Genomic DNA, 16,501 nt, shown 5'->3' on the forward strand with positions numbered 1-16,501 from the left:
GCCGTTGGCCGGCACCACGTAGCAATTCAGGCATCGGGAGGGCCGGCCAACGGCCGGCGCTACCGTAATCAGGCATCTTTGGCGTTGCGCAGCTTCTTGTTGAAAAGCCGCTGCACCACGACGAAGAACAAGGGGATGAAGAACACACCCAGCAGCGTGCCCACCACCATGCCACCCAGCACACCGGTACCGATCGCACGCTGCGCGCCGGAGCCGGCACCCGAGGCGATCGCCAGCGGCAGCACGCCCAGGCCAAACGCCAGCGAGGTCATGATGATCGGGCGCAGACGGTCGCGTACTGCGTGCATCGTCGCCTCGATCAGGCCCGCGCCCTTCTCCAGGTTCTCTTTCGCGAACTCGACGATCAGGATCGCGTTCTTGCTGGTCAGGCCCACCGTGGTCAGCATCGCCACCTGGAAGTAGATGTCGCGCTCCATGCCGCGGAAGGTGTTGGCCAGCACCGCGCCGAGAATACCCAGCGGGGCCACCAGCAGCACCGAGGTCGGCACGCTCCAGCTTTCATACAGTGCGGCCAGGCACAGGAACACGATCAGCAGCGACAAGGTGTAGAGCAGCGGGGTCTGCGAGCCGGCCTGGCGCTCCTGGTACGAGAGCGCGGTCCATTCGATCTCGAAGCCCGGCGGCAGGTCCTTGGCGATCCGTTCGATCTCGTTCATCGCATCGCCCGAGGCCACGCCCGACGCGGGCTCGCCCTGGATTTCCATCGCCGACACACCGTTGTAGCGTTCCAGACGCGGCGAACCGTAGTCCCAGCGCTTGGAAGCGAAGGCACTGAACGGCACCATCTCGCCGGCCGTGTTCTTCACCGACCACACGTTGAAGTCGTCCGGGTTCATGCGGAAATCGGCATCGGACTGCACGTACACGCGCTTGACCCGGCCACGGTCGATGAAGTCATCGATGTAGCTGCTGCCCCACGCGGTGGCCAGGGTGTTGTTGATCGAGCTGATCGACAGGCCCAGTGCATTGGCCTTTTCCACGTCCACATCGATGCGCAGCTGCGGGGTGTCCTCCTGGCCGTTCGGACGCACATTGGCCAGCAGTTTGCTCTGGCCGGCGGCACCGAGCAGCTGGTTTCGCGCGTTCAACAGCGCCTCGTGACCCTGGCCGCTGGTGTCTTTCAGGAAGAAGGTGTAACCCGAACCGATACCCAGTTCCGGCATCGCCGGCGGCGGGAAGGCGAAGATGAAGGCGTCCTTGATCCCGCCCAGCGCGGCCATGGCGCGACCGGTGATCGGGCCCACGCCCTGGTCGGCGTCGCGGTCCTTCCAGTCCTTGAGCTTGACGAAGGCCATGCCGGCGTTCTGGCCCATGCCGGCGAAGCTGAAGCCCTGCACCGCGAAGATCGACTCCACCGCTTCGGTTTCATTCTGCAGGAAGTGATCTTCCAGCTTGCTCATCGCTTCCAGCGTGCGCTCCTGGGTGGCACCGACCGGGGTCTGCACCAGCGCCATCAGGATGCCCTGGTCTTCATTGGGCAGGAACGAGCTGGGCAGGCGTGCGAACAGCAGGCCCATCACCAGTGCCAGCGCGGCGAACACCGCCATGAAGCGGCCCGGACGGGCCAGGATGCCCTTCACGCCGCGCTGGTAGGTTTCGCTGGAACGGTCAAAGCCGCGGTTGAAACCGTTGAAGAAGCGGCCCGCCCAGCCCTTGTGTGCGGTGTGATGCTCGCCCTTCTTCAGCGGCTTGAGCATGGTGGCGCACAGCGCCGGGGTCAGCACGATGGCGACCAGCACCGACAGCGCCATGGCCGATACGATCGTGGCCGAGAACTGCCGGTAGATGACGCCGGTGGAGCCGGTCATGAAGGCCATCGGCACGAACACGGCCGACAGCACCAGGCCGATACCGACCAGCGCGCCGGTGATCTGGCTCATCGACTTGCGGGTCGCCTCGAGCGGCGACAGCCCCTCCTCGGACATGATGCGCTCGACGTTCTCCACCACCACGATGGCATCGTCCACCAGCAGGCCGATGGCCAGCACCATCGCGAACATGGTCAGCATGTTGATCGAGAAGCCCAGCGCGGCCAGTACGCCGAAGGTGCCCAGCAGCACCACCGGCACGGCGATGGTCGGAATCAGCGTGGCGCGGAAGTTCTGCAGGAACAGGTACATCACCACGAACACCAGCACGATCGCTTCGATCAGGGTCTTGATCACGCCTTTGATCGAGACCTGCACGAACGGGGTGGTGTCATACGGCACCACGGTTTCCAGCCCGGCCGGGAAGTTGGCCTTCATGTCGTCCAGCGCGGCGCGCACCCCGTTGGCGGTGTCCAGTGCATTCGCGCCGGTGGCCAGGGTGATGGCGATACCAGTCGACGGCTTGCCGTTGTAACGGGTGACGAAGTCGTAGCTTTCCGCGCCGAGCTCGACCCGGGCGACGTCGCCCAGGCGCAGCTCGCTGCCATCAGTGCCGCCGCGGACCAGGATGTTGCGGAACTGTTCGGGGGTCTGCAGGCGGTCCTGCGCATTGATGGTGGCGTTGAGCTGCTGACCCTTCACCGACGGCGCACCGCCCAGCTGGCCGATGGCCACCTGCGCGTTCTGTGCGGTGATGGCGGCGGTTACTTCATCCACCGAAAGCTTGTAGGCATGCAGCTTGTTCGGGTCCAGCCAGATGCGCATGGCGTACTTGCCACCGAACACCTGGATGTTGCCCACGCCCGGCACGCGGCTGAGCGTGTCGACGATGTTGGAGCCCACGTAGTCGGCGATGTCATTGGCGTCCATGCTGCCGTCGTTGGACACGAAGCCGATCACCTGCAGGAAGCCACTGCTCGACTTGGCCACGTTGATGCCCTGCCGCTGTACTTCCTGCGGCAGCAGCGGCATCGCCAGCTGCAGCTTGTTCTGGACCTGCACCTGGGCGATGTCCGGGTTGGTGCCGGCTTCGAAGGTGAGGGTGATGGTGGCCATGCCGTTGGCCGAGCTGTTGGACGAGAAGTAGATCAGGCCATCGATGCCCTTCATGTTCTGTTCGATGATCTGGGTCACCGAGTCTTCCACCACCTTGGCCGACGCACCCGGGTAGGTGGCGCTGATTTCAACGGCGGGCGGAGCCACTTCGGGGTACATCGAGATCGGCAGCTTCACCACCGCCAGCGCGCCGGCCAGCATGATGATGATCGCGATCACCCACGCGAAGATGGGTCGATCAATGAAAAAACGCGCCATGGAAGTCTCCGCTTACTGCTTGCCGGCGGCAGGGGCTGCCGGGGCAGCCGGGGCCGCGCCCTTTTCGGTGGCCTGCACGGGCATGCCCGGCTGGATCTTCTGCAGGCCCTCGACGATGACCTTGTCGCCCGGCTGCAGGCCGTCCTCGACCAGCCACTTGTCACCCAGCGCGCGGCTGACCTTGACCGGGCGGACCTCCACCTTGTTGTCCTTGCCGACCACCATGGCGGTGGTGTCGCCCTTGGCATCGCGGGCGATGCCCTGCATCGGCACCAGCAGCGCGTTCTCGCGCACGCCGCTGCCGACCACGGCACGCACGTACATGCCCGGCATCAACACCTGGTCCGGGTTGTCCACCTTCACCCGCAGCGCGTAGCTGCCCGTGGTCGGGTCCACGCTGACTTCGGAGAACTCGAGGGTGCCTTTGTGCGAGAACTCGGTGCCGTCTTCAAGCAGGATGGTGACCGGCAGGGTCTGGTTGTCCTTCAGGCGACCGGCGGCCAGCTCCCGACGCAGTTCCAGCAGCTCGGCGGCGGACTGGGTGAGGTCGACGTAGATCGGATCGAGCTGCTGCACGGTAGCCAGCGCGTCGGCCTGCCCGGCGCTGACCAGCGCGCCCTGGGTGACACTGGACTTGCCGATGCGGCCGGCGATGGGTGCGGTGATGCGGGCATAGCCAAGGGTGACGTTGGCGGCATCCAGCGACGCCTTGGCCGCCCCGACATCGGCATCGGCCTGCTTCTGCGTGGCGACGGCATTTTCCAGATCCTGCTGGCTGACCGCATCGACCTTGGCGAGCTCGGTGATGCGCTTGGCGCTCAGGCGGGCGGCATTGGCGGTGGCTTCGGCGCGGACCAGCTGCGCGCGGGCGCTGTTGGCCTGGGCGCGGTAGCTGGCGTCATCGATCTGGTAGAGGGGCTGGCCGGCGCTGACCAGACCGCCTTCGGTGAACAGCCGCTTGGCAACGATGCCGCTGACCTGGGGGCGCACTTCGGCAACCAGGAACGCATTGGTACGCCCGGGCAGTTCGCGGGTCAGGCCGACCTGCTCGCTCTTGAGCGTGGCAACGGTGACCTGGCCGGGACCGCCCTGTTGGCCTTCCTGCTCACCGCCGCCACAGGCGGACAGACTCAGGGCAACCGCCAGGGACAGTGCAAGGTAACGATAACGGGTGGATGACATGGTGGGGGCTCGCAGCAAACAGAAAAGGAAGGGGCCGGTCTGGGCTCGACGCGCCAGTGCACGCCAAAACGACAGCGGAACCCGCAAAGGAGTCAGATCGCTCGCCGGGCCCGCGCTCGTGATTGCGGGCAGACCTCACCGAGGATCAGTGGGGCGTAAATATACATACATGCATGTTTGTTTGTAAACGGGTACAATTCAGGCCGGTTTCATCCAGCACGTGCACACAGCGCAATGGCCAGAAAAACCAAAGAAGAGGCCATGGCCACCCGCGAGGGCATCCTCGACGCGGCCCAGGCCTGTTTCCATGAGTTCGGGGTCGCCGGCACCAGCCTGGCGATGATCGGCGAGCGTGCGGGTTACACCCGGGGCGCGGTGTACTGGCACTTCAAGAACAAGACGGAAGTGCTGACGGCGATGATCGACCGCGAGCGCATCCCCTTCATCGAGCGACTGCGGCGCACGGCGTCGTCCAAGCGCACCACGCCGGTACTGGATCTGCGCTCGGCGCTGCTGGTGTCACTGCGCGAGGTGTCCGAAGACGAGCGCCTGCGCAACATGATGGAGATCATGCTGCGCAATGACCTGTCGGTGGAGAGCCAGGCGATGCAGGAGCTGCAGCGCGAGGCTTCGCGTGAAGAGCTGGGGATCATCGCAGCGGCGATGCAGCGTGCGCGGGATCTGGGCCAGCTCCGCCCGAACGCGGACGTGGACACGGTGGCGCGCATCATCAGCACCAGCCTGACTGGCGTGCTGTACAGCGCGATGCTGGAACCGGAACTGTTCGACCTGCAGCGCGACGGCACCGAGACGCTCGACGCGATCTTCGGCGCATTCGTGCTGCCGGGCGTGTTCGTACCGGGTTCGCCGCCGGAAGCCTTGCCGACTGAAGACGAGGCGTAACGCCCTCCTCTCCTGCTCGCTCCCTCCTCCCGCTCGCTGCGATTGCGATCACTGCGCGTCGCCGGGCTGTGACCGGCTACGGTTGGTTTTGGGCGAACAGCCCTCGGTTCACGGCATCTCCGGATTGGCGGCGCGGGATGGGCGTTCCGGGGGACGCTGTGAATACGTCCATGTAAGCTCATCGCCGCATCCATGCGGCTCGTGCCCCCTCCAGCCCACCCCGCGCCGCCATCGACAGTGGGTCGGTGGCCATCGAAGATCAAAATCAACGGCGGCCCCGATCCATTGTCATGCGCTACCGGATGTTGCCCGTTTCACGGCCATCGTCCTACGACCGATCCCACCGGACCCCGTGCAATCGGATCGTGCGAATGGGTTTTGATCTTCCGTGGCCACCGGCCGACTGTCTGGGGCGTGCCGGGGTGGGTTTGCGGGACACTCGGCGCCATGGATGGCGTCCGAGTAGCCTCCATGGATGGATTCACGGCGTGTCCCGCAAACCCACCCCGGCATGCCCAAACACGGAAACCGATGATCACCGGCTGTTCGCCAAAAAGCATGAAGCCGGGCATAGCCCGGCTCCACGTAGTCCATGCAATGCCTGCAGATTACAGAATGTACCGGCTCAGGTCCGGGTCCTTCACCAGCTCGCCCAGATGCTTGTCCACGTAAGCCGCATCAATGGCGATGGTTTCGCCGTCGCGGTCCGGGGCCTCGTAGCTCAGTGAATCGAGCAGGCGCTCCAGCACCGTATGCAGGCGGCGCGCACCGATGTTTTCCTGGCGCTCGTTCACCTGGAAGGCAATCTCGGCCAGACGGTCCACTGCGTCGGTCGTGAAGTTCACCGACACGCCTTCGGTCTGCAGCAATGCTTCGTACTGCTTGGTCAGCGCCGCCTTCGGCTCGGTCAGGATGCGCACGAAATCCTGCTTGCTCAAAGCGCCCAGTTCGACGCGGATCGGGAAACGACCCTGCAGTTCCGGAATCAGATCGCTGGGCTTGGCCAGATGGAACGCGCCCGATGCGATGAACAGGATGTGGTCGGTCTTGATGGTGCCGTACTTGGTCGACACGTTCGAGCCCTCCACCAGCGGCAGCAGGTCGCGCTGCACGCCTTCGCGCGAGACGTCACCGCCACCGACATTGTCACCACGCTTGGCCACCTTGTCGATTTCGTCGATGAACACGATGCCATGCTGCTCGCAGGCTTCAATAGCTGCGGTGCGGATGTCGTCCTCATTGACCAGCTTGCCGGCTTCTTCTTCCACCAGCAACGGGCGCGCCGCCTTGATCGTCAGCGTGCGCTTCTGCGCCTTGCCGCCTCCCAGGTTGGAGAACATCTGACGCAGCTGCTGGCCCATTTCCTCCATGCCCGGCGGGGTCATGATGTCCATGCTCACATTGGCGGCCAGGTCCAGCTCGATCTCACGCTCGTCCAGTTCACCATTGCGCAGCATGCGGCGGAACTTGATGCGGGTCTCGTTGTCCTGCGACGACGGCTCGTTGCGTGCCGCCTCAGGATCGAAGCCGATGCCACCGCTGCGGCGCGGCAACAGCGCATCGATGATGCGGTCTTCGGCGCGCTCTTCGGCCTGGGTGCGCACGCGTACCTTGGCCTGCTCGCGGTACAGCTTCACGGCGGTGTCGGCGAGGTCACGGATGATCTGCTCCACGTCCTTGCCCACGTAACCCACTTCAGTGAAGCGGGTCGCTTCAACCTTCACGAAGGGCGCGTTGGCCAGCGTGGCCAGGCGACGGGCGATTTCGGTCTTGCCCACGCCGGTCGGACCGATCATCAGGATGTTCTTCGGCATCACTTCGTTGCGCAGCTCTGTCGGCAACTGCATGCGGCGCCAGCGGTTGCGCAGCGCGATCGCCACCGCGCGCTTGGCGTCGTGCTGGCCAACGATGTGACGGTCCAGCTCCTGCACGATCTCGCGCGGGGTCATGGTCGACGAGGAGGAATCATGGGAATGCGGCATGCTCAAAGCTCCTCAACGACAACGTTGCGGTTGGTATAGATACAGATGTCGCCCGCGATGTTGATCGCCTCGCTGGCAATCGTGCGTGCGTCCAGTTCGGTATGCGCCACCAGGGCACGGGCTGCCGACAAGGCGTACGAACCGCCGGACCCGATCGCGATGATGCCGTCTTCCGGCTCGATCACATCACCGGTGCCGCTGATGATCAGCGAAGTCTCCCTGTCGGCCACGGCGAGCAGCGCTTCGAGCTTGCCCAGGCGGCGCTCGGTGCGCCAGTCCTTGGCCAGCTCCACTGCGGCACGGGTCAGCTGGCCATGCTTCTCCAGCTTGGCTTCAAACAATTCGAACAGGGTGAACGCGTCGGCAGCGGCACCGGCGAAACCGGCCAGCACCTGGCCGTCGCGGCCAAGGCGGCGCACTTTGCGGGCGTTACCCTTCATGACGGTGTGGCCCAGCGTGACCTGGCCGTCACCGGCGATGGCCACGTGCTCGCCGCGACGGACGCAGACGATGGTGGTGGCGTGGAAAACGGTGGGGTTCTGACTGGGATCCATGGAGCCTCCGGGGTGACAAAAACTGAGGTGGGGTCGTTGCCGAACGCTTCAACCCACCCCGCCCTGCGGCTGAACAGCGCAGAGGATCGGTTCAGCTTTGCCCACCACCGCTGCGCCGCTTGGCGCGCGGGTGCGCGGCGTCATAGACCTTGGCCAGATGCTGGAAATCCAGGTGCGTGTAGATCTGGGTCGTGGCGATGTCGGCATGCCCCAGCAGCTCCTGTACGCCGCGCAGGTCACCTGATGATTCCAGGATATGGCTGGCGAAACTGTGCCGCAGCATGTGCGGGTGGACGTGTTTGAACAGCCCTTGGCGCTGCGCCAGCTGACGGATGCGGATCTGCACCGCCCGCTGGGTGATCGGGCCGCCTTTCCGACCCGGAAATACCGGCTGTGCCTCGCCAGCGCCACTTTCGGCTCGCCAGCCCAGCAACGCCTCGCGCGCATGGCGGCCGAACGGTACGCGGCGCTGCCGGTTGCCTTTGCCCAGCACGTTGACCAGACCGGTGGCGAAGTCAAGGTCACGCCACGCCAGCGCGCACAGCTCGCTCAGGCGCAGCCCGGAAGAATAGAAGAGTTCGAGCAGGGCACGGTCGCGCAGCCCGAGAGGCGCATCGGTGGGCAGCTCCACCAGCTGCACGGCTTCATCTGCATCCAGCACCTGGGGCAGCTTGCGCGGTGCCTTGGGTGCCTTCAGGGTGGCCGCCGGACTGACCGCAATGCGGTGATGCTTCAGCAGCCACGCATAGAAGCTGCGGCACGCTGACAGGCGCCGCTGCAGCGACTTCGGTGCCAGCCCTCGGCGATGCTCGGCGGCGATGAACTGACGCAGCTGCCCGGCATCCAGGGCGTCAGCGGCAACTCCCTGCGTACCGGCCCATGCCTCCACCGCGGACAGATCGCGGCGGTACGCATCCAGGGTGTGCGCCGACGCGCGGCGCTCCACCTGCAGATACCCGAGGAATTCCTGCACCGCGCTCATGGCTGCTGCGACTGGACCCGGGCTCAGGCCGGGTCGAAGCGCGACAGCGCCACGGTCAGCGCCTCGCCCATCATGCGCAGAAACAGCGTGCCCATGCCGGGATAGAAACGGTTGCCGTCATGGCTGCCGACAGCGATCAGGCCCACGCCCGGCAGCGGCAGCAGCGCGCTGGACTGCACTTCGTCGACGCGCTCGCCGTACAGCAGTGCGTTCTTTTCCGGATGCAGACGCCCGCAGATCGGCTCACCATCTTTCAGGCAGTCACGGAACGCGGCCAGTTTCGGACTGTCGTCCGGCAGCACCTGCAGCCATGGAGCCTGCTCCAGACCCTCCACGGGGCGCAGCACGACCAATCGCACCAGATCACCGGCAAAGTCTTCTTCCAGCGACGCCGCCATTGCGCGAAGCGTGTCGGCAGCGGTGCGCTGTTTCATCAGCGCGAGCGTCAGCTGATGCGTGCGCACCGCCAGCCGCTCATTGACCTGCGCGTTGCTGGCCAGGTCGGCCAGGCGACGCGACAATTCACGGTTCTTGTCGCGCAGCACTTCCAGCTGGTAACTGGCCAGGGACGCGGTGGGACCGTCGTCGCGCGGTACCACCAGGGTCAGGGCCAGATCCGGGAACTGCTTGAGGAAGGTCGGGTGCCGGCGCAGCCACGAGGCTACTTCATGCGCACCGATCTTCTCGGCCGTGTCAGTCATGCGATCCACTCCCCTTCAAAGACGAATGCAGCCGGGCCCGACATGACCACCGGGGCATCATCTGCCGGCCAGCGCAGGCGCAGGTCCCCGCCGGGCAGCGACATCACCGCGTCGCGCTGCAGGCGGCCGCGCTGCATCATCACCACCGCGGCCGCACAGGCACCGCTGCCACAGGCCAGGGTTTCGCCGACCCCGCGCTCGTACACGCGCAGGCGCGCATGCTGCGGGTCCAGCACCTGCACGAAGCCGACATTGACCGACTGCGGGAAGCTGGCGTGCTGCTGCAGCAGCGGCCCGAGACGTTCGACCGGAGCCGCATCGATCAGGCCCACTTCCACCACGGCGTGCGGGTTGCCCATCGACACCGCGCCAAAGCGTACCTGGTCGCCCTGCAGCGGCAGCAGGTATTCCTCGCGTGCGCGGGCGAAGCCCAGCAGCGGCACCTTGTCAGGCTCAAAGCGCGGCACGCCCATGGCAACAGCGTACTGGTCATCGCCGACCCGCTCGATGGCGTGGGTGGCCAGCGGGCTGTCGATGTTGAAGGTGCTGCCCTCGGGGGCACCGTCGCGGACCAGCCACGCAGCCACGCAGCGCGCGCCATTGCCGCACTGTTCGGACTGCGAGCCGTCGGAGTTCCATATGCGGTAGGCCGCCACCGAGCCGGTTTCGCGCGGCGGTTCGATGGTGAGGATCTGGTCGCAGCCGACCCCGGTATGCCGGTTGGCCAGCTGGGCGGCCAGCGCCGGAGTCGGTGCCGGGGTGCCGTCGCGAAGGTCCAGCACCACGAAATCGTTGCCGGCACCGTGCATCTTGGAAAAGCGCAGTGCGGAAGAAGCGGACTTACTCATCACCGTCATCGTCATCCAGCTGCGGTTCGACCGGGTCCGGCACCACGGGCGGGTCGTCGGTGGCATCGGTGTCGGCGGGCACCGTGTCTTCAACCGGCTCCACAGCCTGCTCTTCCACCGGAACCGGCTTCTGCGGCATGACCAGCGGGCCCTTGTTGCCGCAGGCGGAAAGGGACAGCAGCGCAAGTGCTGCCAGCGGGATCAGAAGGATTCTGGGATGGGGGATGCTCATGTCCCGAGTATAGCGAGGGGCCGCCGGAGCGGTGTGCCGATTGCATGAACGCGCAGCCGGTAGCGCCGGCCGTTGGCCGGCCCAAGGGGTTCCTGAAGGACCATGAGGGCCGGCCAACGGGCGGCGCTACCGTCAGTCGGCCGCAGGCCCGGACACGCCCAGCTGGTCCAGTACGAACGCATACGCCTCGGCCAGTTCGTGATAACGCTGGAAGCGCCCGGACTTGCCGCCATGCCCAGCTTCCATGTTGGTGCGGAACACGATGGGATGCGTGCCGGTGTTGTCATCGCGCAGCCTGGCCACCCACTTGGCCGGCTCCCAGTACTGCACCTGTGAATCCCACAGACCGGTGCCGACGAACATCGCCGGGTAGGCCTGGCGGGTGACATTGTCGTACGGCGAGTACTTCAGCATGTAGTCGTAGTACTCACGCTGCTCCGGGTTGCCCCACTCGTCGTACTCGTTGGTGGTGAGCGGGATGCTGGCATCAAGCATGGTCGTGACCACGTCCACGAACGGCACCTGCGCCACCATCACCCGGTAGTCCTGCGGAGCCTGGTTGGCCACCGCGCCCATCAGCAGGCCGCCGGCACTGCCGCCGGACGCGGCGACACGGTCTTTGGCCGCGTAGCCCTGGCGCACCAGCTCACGGGTGACGTCGACGAAATCGTTGAAGGTGTTCTGCTTGTGCAGCAGCTTGCCGTTCTCGTACCACGCACGGCCCATTTCCTCACCGCCGCGGATGTGCGCGATGGCGTACACCACGCCGCGGTCGAGCAGGCTGACCACGGTGGAACTGAAGCCCGGGTCCATCGACATGCCATAGCTGCCGTACGCGTACTGGTACAGGGCTGCGGTGCCGTCCTTCCTGAAGCCATTGCGGTACACCAGCGACACCGGCACTTTCGCGCCGTCGCGCGCGGTCACCCATACGCGTTCGGTAGTGTACTGCGACGGGTCGTAACCCAGCACCGGCTGCTGCTTGAGCTGGCGACGCTCGCCGGTGGCGGTGTTGAGCTCATAGGTGGTGGTCGGGGTGGTCATCGAATCATAGGCATAGCGCAGCCACACGCTGTCCGGCTCGGGGTTGGCCGCGATTCCCATCGAGTACGCCGGCTCGTCGGCCTTCACGTACTCCTGGCGACCGTCGGCAAACAGCAGCTTGATCCGCTCCAGGCCATTGGAGCGTTCGGCAATGGCGCTGAAGGTGTCGAACAGTTCAAAGCCTTCGACCAGCACGCTTTCATCGTGCGCGACCCAGTCGGTCCACTGGCTGCGGGCGGTGCTGTCGGTGGGTGCGGTCACCACCTTGAAGTTCTTCGCACCGGCATCGTTGGTGCGGATCACCCAGCGGCCAGCGAAGTGGTCGGCGCTGTATTCCACATCGCGCGCACGCGGCGCAAGCACCTTGAAGGTCTGCGGGTCGGCCGCCGGGGCGTAGCGGGTTTCCGAGCTGACCGTGCTGTCCAGCTCGATGGTCAGGAAGCGGTCGTCGCGGGTGCGGCCGATGCCCATGTAGAAGCTGTCGTCCTTCTCCTCGTACACCAGCACGTCGCTGCTGGACGGCGTGCCGAGCACGTGCTTCTTCACCCGCACGGTCAGCAGGGTTTCCGGGTCGTTTTCGACATAGAACAGGGTACGGTTGTCATCGGCCCAGACCACGTTGGGCGAGACACTCTCGATACGGTCGGGCAGCACTTCGCCGGTACGCAGGTCCTTGAAGCGGATCACGTACTGGCGGCGGCCGACGTCGTCCTCGGCCCAGGCCAGCAGGTGGTTGTCCTGGCTGACGTCGGCGTCGCCAACATTGAAGTAGTTCTTGCCTTCGGCCATCTGGTTGACGTCCAGCAGAATCTCTTCCGGTGCGTCCATGCTGCCCTTGCGGCGCGCCTGGATCGGATAGTCCTTGCCGGTCTCAAAACGCGTGTAGTACCAGTAGCCGCGATCACGCGCCGGCACGCTGGAATCGTCCTGCTTGATGCGGGCGACGATTTCCTTGTAAAGCGTGTCTTCCAGCGGCTTCAGCGGGGCCATCACCTGGTCGGTGTAGGCGTTCTCCGCATTCAGATAGGCCAGCATGGCCTTGTCTTCGCGCTTGTCGTCGCGCAGCCAGTAATAGTCATCGCTGCGGGTGGCACCGAACGGAGCCTTCACCGTGTGCGGGCGCTTCTCGGCGTCGGGTGGGGTCAGCACGGGGGCAGCGTTCGCGGTGGAGGTCATCAGACTGGCTACCAGTAAGCAGAGGGCAGGTTTCACAAGATTGGGTCCTTTCGGGTGATTGCAATGGCATCCCTGTCCCGTGAGTGTGGTTGCACGGACAGCGCGGAGCAAGCCGCTGCCATCGCCAGCGCCTATCATCACCGCCATGAGTACCTCATTGCCCCCGGCAGGCTACAGCCGACGCAGCCGCGACATCGCCCCGTTCCATGTCATGTCCCTGCTGGCCCGCGCGCAGGCGCTGGAGCAGGCTGGCCACGATGTGATCCATCTGGAGATCGGCGAGCCTGACTTCACCACGGCAGAGCCGATCGTGCGCGCCGGACAGGCCGCGCTCGCCGCCGGGCATACCCGCTACACTGCTGCGCGCGGCTTGCCGACATTGCGTGCGGCGATCGCCGGGTTCTACGGGCAGCGCTACAACGTGGATATGGACCCGGAACGGATTCTGGTCACCCCCGGCGGTTCGGGGGCCCTGCTGCTGGCCAGCAGCCTGCTGGTGGACCCGGACCAGCACTGGTTGCTGGCGGACCCGGGCTATCCGTGCAACCGGCACTTTCTGCGTTTGGTGGAAGGCGCGGCGCAGCTGGTGCCGGTGGACCCGCAGACCGCCTATCAGCTGACCCCGGAACTGGTGGAGGCGCACTGGAATGCAGCCAGCGTCGGCGCGCTGGTGGCGTCGCCGGCCAACCCAACTGGCACGGTGCTGGATACCGCACAGCTTGCAGCGCTGTCGTCGGCACTGAAGGCGCGTGGTGGGCATCTGGTGGTGGACGAGATCTACCACGGCCTCACTTATGGCATGGACGCACCGAGCGTGCTGCAGGTGGACGACGAGGCGTTCGTGCTCAACAGCTTCTCCAAGTACTTCGGCATGACCGGCTGGCGCCTGGGCTGGCTGGTGGCTCCTCCGCAGGCGGTACCGGAGTTGGAGAAACTGGCGCAGAACCTGTACATCAGCGCCTCCAGCATCGCCCAGCACGCCGCACTGGCGTGTTTCGAGCCGGAGACGATGGTGATCTTCGAACAGCGTCGGCATGCATTCCAGGCGCGGCGCGATTACCTGCTGCCTGCGCTGCGCGAACTGGGCTTCCGGATCGAGGTCGAACCGGAGGGCGCGTTCTATCTGTATTGCGATGTGAGTGCGTTCACCGACGATGCGCAGGCCTTCTGCGCGCACTTCCTGGAAACCGAACATGTGGCGTTCACGCCGGGGCTGGATTTCGGGCATTACCGCGCGAATCAGCATGTGCGGCTGGCGTACACGCAGGAGATTCCCCGGCTGCAGGAAGCGGTGGCGCGGATCCGCCGCGGGCTGGAGCGCTGGGGGAAGTAACGCGCCGAAAAAAACGCCGCGCATCGCTGCGCGGCGTTCAAAACGGGGTGGAGCCAACGTAACGCCCCACCACCCGGAGATGTCCACCGACCAACGGTCGGTGGCTACCCGCCGGCAGGTGCCGACCATGGGTCGGCACGCGGGTTTACTTCAGACGTTCCCACAGGAAGCTGTATGCCAGCGCCGACATGTGCGCGGCCTGCGCATTGTTGGCCGCGCCGCCGTGACCGCCTTCGATGTTCTCGTAGTAGGTCACATCCTTGTCCGCCTCGATCATCTTCGCCGCCATCTTGCGGGCGTGGCCCGGGTGGACGCGGTCGTCGCGGGTCGAGGTGGTGAACAGCACCGGCGGGTAGGGCTTGTTCGGGTCAAACAGGTGGTACGGCGAGAAAGTCTGGATGTAGGACCAATCCGCCGTGTCCGGGTTCCCGTACTCGGCCATCCACGAGGCACCGGCCAGCAGGTGGCTGTAGCGCTTCATGTCCAGCAGCGGCACCTGGATCACCACCGCACCGAACAGCTCCGGGTACTGGGTGAGCATGTTGCCGGTCAGCAGGCCGCCGTTGCTGCCGCCCTGCACCCCGAGATGCTTCGGCGAGGTGATGTTCCGGGTGACCAGATCGCGGGCGACCGCGGCCATGTCTTCATAGGCCTTGTGGCGGTTCTGTTTGAGCGCCGCCTGGTGCCAGCGCGGACCGTACTCGCCACCGCCTCGGATGTTGGCAACCACGTACACGCCACCCTTTTCCAGCCAGGCGCGGCCCATGCCGCCGGAGTACGAAGGGGTCAGCGAGATCTCAAAGCCACCGTAGCCGTACAGCAGGGTTGGGTTGGAGCCATCCCGCTTCATGTCCTTGGCATGCACCACGAAGTAAGGCACGCGGGTGCCGTCCTTGCTGGTGGCGAAGTGCTGTTCAATCACCTTGCCTTCGGCATCGAAGAACGCCGGCATGGTCTTGAGTACTTCCGGCTGCTTGCCGATCTCGGCCAGCGCCAGCGTGGTCGGCGTCAGGTAGTCAGTGACGGTCATCCACAACGCATCGCTTTCGTCGGCGTCCACCGCCGCCACGGCGACGGTACCGAATGACGGCGCACCGACAAAGTCGCTCTTTTCCCAGCCGGTGGCGGTCGGGGTGAGCACCTGCAGGCGGCTCTTGACGTCTTCCAGCACGTTCAGCACCAGGTGGTTCTTCGTCCAGCTGGAACCGGCCAGCGAGGTAGTGTCGGTAGGAGCGAACAGCACCTCGAAGTCGCGCTTGCCGGCAATGAAATCGTCCAGCTTGGTGATCAGCAGCGAGCCGGCGCTGTAGGTCTTGCCCCCCACGGTCCACGGCTCACGCAGCTCCAGGGTGAGCCACTGCTTGCGCAGCCCCTTTTCTGCCGAGTTCGGGGCATCGATCTTCGTGAGCGTGCCATCGTCGGCGCGCAGGTACAGTTCGTTGTTGTAGAAGGCCAGGGTACGACTGACCAGATTGCGCTCGTACCCCGGGGTGTCATCGTGCAGGGCCGCGATGTACATGTCATCGGCCTTGCCCTCGTACACCATGCTGGCACTGCTCATCGGCGTGCCGCGCTTCCACAGCCTGGCGACGCGCGGGTAACCGGAGGTGGTCATGCTGCCATCGCCGAAATCGGTGTAGACGAACACCGTGTCGCGATCAATCCAGCCCAGCCCGCCCTTGGATTCGGGACGGAAGAAGCCGTCCTTGATCCAGGTCTTGCTGGTCAGGTCGAACTCACGGGTCACGTCGGCATCCGCGCCGCCGCGCGAGAGCGCGATCAGGCAGCGGCTGTAGTCCGGGCGCAGGCACTCCGCCCCGTGCCACACCCAGTTTTCGTTTTCCGCCTTGTTCAGCGCGTCCAGGTCCAGCACGGTTTCCCACTTCGGGGCCGGCTTGCGGTACTCGTCAAGCGTAGTGCGCCGCCACAGGCCGCGCTCATGCTGCTTGTCCTTCCAGAAGTTGTAGTAATGGTCACCGATCTTCTGCACGCCGGGAATCTTGGCGTCCGAATCGAGCACCTCGCGGATGCTGGCTTCCATCTGCTTGAACGCGGGGGTCTGGGCCAGCCGCGCCTCGGACTTGGCATTCTGCTGCTTCACCCAGTCCAGCGACCTGTCGCCGGTGACGTCTTCCAGCCAGGCGTAGGGGTCGGCCAGGGTATCAGCGGCCATGGCGGTACCTGCCGCGCCAGCGGACATCAGACCTGCCACCAGGCAGGCGGAAGCGAATCGGGACATTGCAGCTCCAGGCGGTCATATCTCACCGACGCTATCACACCGCCTGGCTGGCTCCCCCCTGTCGAAGGTCAGGGCGGGTCCGTCGAACCGGCACCCGCCCGCGGCGACGGGCCTGCGGGCCC

At 65.5% G+C, this 16,501-nt stretch carries 12 protein-coding genes; 2 read left to right on the plus strand and 10 right to left on the minus strand.

The genetic code is table 11. The features are described from left to right. Nucleotides 1-68 precede the first annotated feature (68 nt). Both smeE and smeD read right to left on the minus strand, forming a co-directional pair. Complete coding sequence (gene smeE, locus EGJ34_RS07710) at nt 69-3,203, minus strand: multidrug efflux RND transporter permease subunit SmeE (protein WP_125359915.1); 3,135 nt, start codon at nt 3,201-3,203, stop codon at nt 69-71. 12 nt (nt 3,204-3,215) lie between these two features. Beyond that, on the minus strand, nt 3,216-4,385 hold the full coding sequence (gene smeD / locus EGJ34_RS07715; protein WP_125359916.1) for a multidrug efflux RND transporter periplasmic adaptor subunit SmeD: 1,170 nt from the start codon (nt 4,383-4,385) through the stop codon (nt 3,216-3,218). A gap of 261 nt (nt 4,386-4,646) precedes the next feature. On the opposite strand from smeD, the gene EGJ34_RS07720 reads away from it, so the two are divergent. Then, nucleotides 4,647-5,288, plus strand: a complete 642-nt coding sequence (locus EGJ34_RS07720; protein ID WP_312023021.1) for a TetR family transcriptional regulator — start codon at nt 4,647-4,649, stop codon at nt 5,286-5,288. Between the two features lie 608 nt (nt 5,289-5,896). On the opposite strand, the gene hslU is transcribed toward EGJ34_RS07720, so the two are convergent. The 7 genes from hslU to EGJ34_RS07755 form a co-directional block, all read right to left on the minus strand. Further along, complete coding sequence (hslU, locus tag EGJ34_RS07725; protein ID WP_125359918.1) at nt 5,897-7,270, minus strand: ATP-dependent protease ATPase subunit HslU; 1,374 nt, start codon at nt 7,268-7,270, stop codon at nt 5,897-5,899. A 2-nt stretch (nt 7,271-7,272) separates the two neighbouring features. Then, complete coding sequence (gene hslV / locus EGJ34_RS07730; RefSeq protein WP_125359919.1) at nt 7,273-7,824, minus strand: ATP-dependent protease subunit HslV; 552 nt, start codon at nt 7,822-7,824, stop codon at nt 7,273-7,275. Between the two features lie 91 nt (nt 7,825-7,915). After that, nucleotides 7,916-8,806, minus strand: a complete 891-nt coding sequence (gene xerC / locus EGJ34_RS07735; protein ID WP_125359920.1) for a tyrosine recombinase XerC — start codon at nt 8,804-8,806, stop codon at nt 7,916-7,918. Between the two features lie 23 nt (nt 8,807-8,829). Further along, nucleotides 8,830-9,507 (minus strand): DUF484 family protein, encoded by a 678-nt coding sequence (locus tag EGJ34_RS07740; protein ID WP_125359921.1) that lies wholly within the window; start codon nt 9,505-9,507, stop codon nt 8,830-8,832. Beyond that, a complete protein-coding gene (dapF, locus tag EGJ34_RS07745; protein ID WP_125359922.1) occupies nt 9,504-10,355 on the minus strand; it encodes a diaminopimelate epimerase in 852 nt (283 codons plus the stop codon). Before dapF ends, EGJ34_RS07740 begins: the two co-directional genes overlap by 4 nt. Beyond that, complete coding sequence (locus EGJ34_RS07750) at nt 10,348-10,587, minus strand: lipoprotein (RefSeq protein WP_125359923.1); 240 nt, start codon at nt 10,585-10,587, stop codon at nt 10,348-10,350. Before EGJ34_RS07750 ends, dapF begins: the two co-directional genes overlap by 8 nt. 132 nt (nt 10,588-10,719) lie before the next feature. After that, nucleotides 10,720-12,843: a S9 family peptidase gene (locus tag EGJ34_RS07755; protein WP_125359924.1), complete on the minus strand. Its 2,124-nt coding sequence runs from the start codon at nt 12,841-12,843 to the stop codon at nt 10,720-10,722. A gap of 109 nt (nt 12,844-12,952) precedes the next feature. On the opposite strand from EGJ34_RS07755, the gene EGJ34_RS07760 reads away from it, so the two are divergent. After that, nucleotides 12,953-14,140 (plus strand): pyridoxal phosphate-dependent aminotransferase, encoded by a 1,188-nt coding sequence (locus EGJ34_RS07760; protein WP_125359925.1) that lies wholly within the window; start codon nt 12,953-12,955, stop codon nt 14,138-14,140. 145 nt (nt 14,141-14,285) lie between these two features. On the opposite strand, the gene EGJ34_RS07765 is transcribed toward EGJ34_RS07760, so the two are convergent. Then, on the minus strand, nt 14,286-16,379 hold the full coding sequence (locus EGJ34_RS07765) for a prolyl oligopeptidase family serine peptidase (protein ID WP_125359926.1): 2,094 nt from the start codon (nt 16,377-16,379) through the stop codon (nt 14,286-14,288). Between the last annotated feature and the right edge of the window lie 122 nt (nt 16,380-16,501).

The sequence above is a fragment of the Stenotrophomonas sp. 278 genome (genome assembly GCF_003935715.1).
In the GTDB taxonomy this organism is placed as follows: domain Bacteria; phylum Pseudomonadota; class Gammaproteobacteria; order Xanthomonadales; family Xanthomonadaceae; genus Stenotrophomonas; species Stenotrophomonas maltophilia_AH.

Coding starts and splice junctions, on each gene's coding strand:
- smeE (WP_125359915.1), bottom strand. CDS start 3,203: ATGGCGCGTTTTTTCATTGATCGACCCATCTTCGCGTGGGTGATCGCG.
- smeD (WP_125359916.1), bottom strand. CDS start 4,385: ATGTCATCCACCCGTTATCGTTACCTTGCACTGTCCCTGGCGGTTGCC.
- EGJ34_RS07720 (WP_312023021.1), top strand. CDS start 4,647: ATGGCCACCCGCGAGGGCATCCTCGACGCGGCCCAGGCCTGTTTCCAT.
- hslU (WP_125359918.1), bottom strand. CDS start 7,270: ATGCCGCATTCCCATGATTCCTCCTCGTCGACCATGACCCCGCGCGAG.
- hslV (WP_125359919.1), bottom strand. CDS start 7,824: ATGGATCCCAGTCAGAACCCCACCGTTTTCCACGCCACCACCATCGTC.
- xerC (WP_125359920.1), bottom strand. CDS start 8,806: ATGAGCGCGGTGCAGGAATTCCTCGGGTATCTGCAGGTGGAGCGCCGC.
- EGJ34_RS07740 (WP_125359921.1), bottom strand. CDS start 9,507: ATGACTGACACGGCCGAGAAGATCGGTGCGCATGAAGTAGCCTCGTGG.
- dapF (WP_125359922.1), bottom strand. CDS start 10,355: ATGAGTAAGTCCGCTTCTTCCGCACTGCGCTTTTCCAAGATGCACGGT.
- EGJ34_RS07750 (WP_125359923.1), bottom strand. CDS start 10,587: ATGAGCATCCCCCATCCCAGAATCCTTCTGATCCCGCTGGCAGCACTT.
- EGJ34_RS07760 (WP_125359925.1), top strand. CDS start 12,953: ATGAGTACCTCATTGCCCCCGGCAGGCTACAGCCGACGCAGCCGCGAC.
- EGJ34_RS07765 (WP_125359926.1), bottom strand. CDS start 16,379: ATGTCCCGATTCGCTTCCGCCTGCCTGGTGGCAGGTCTGATGTCCGCT.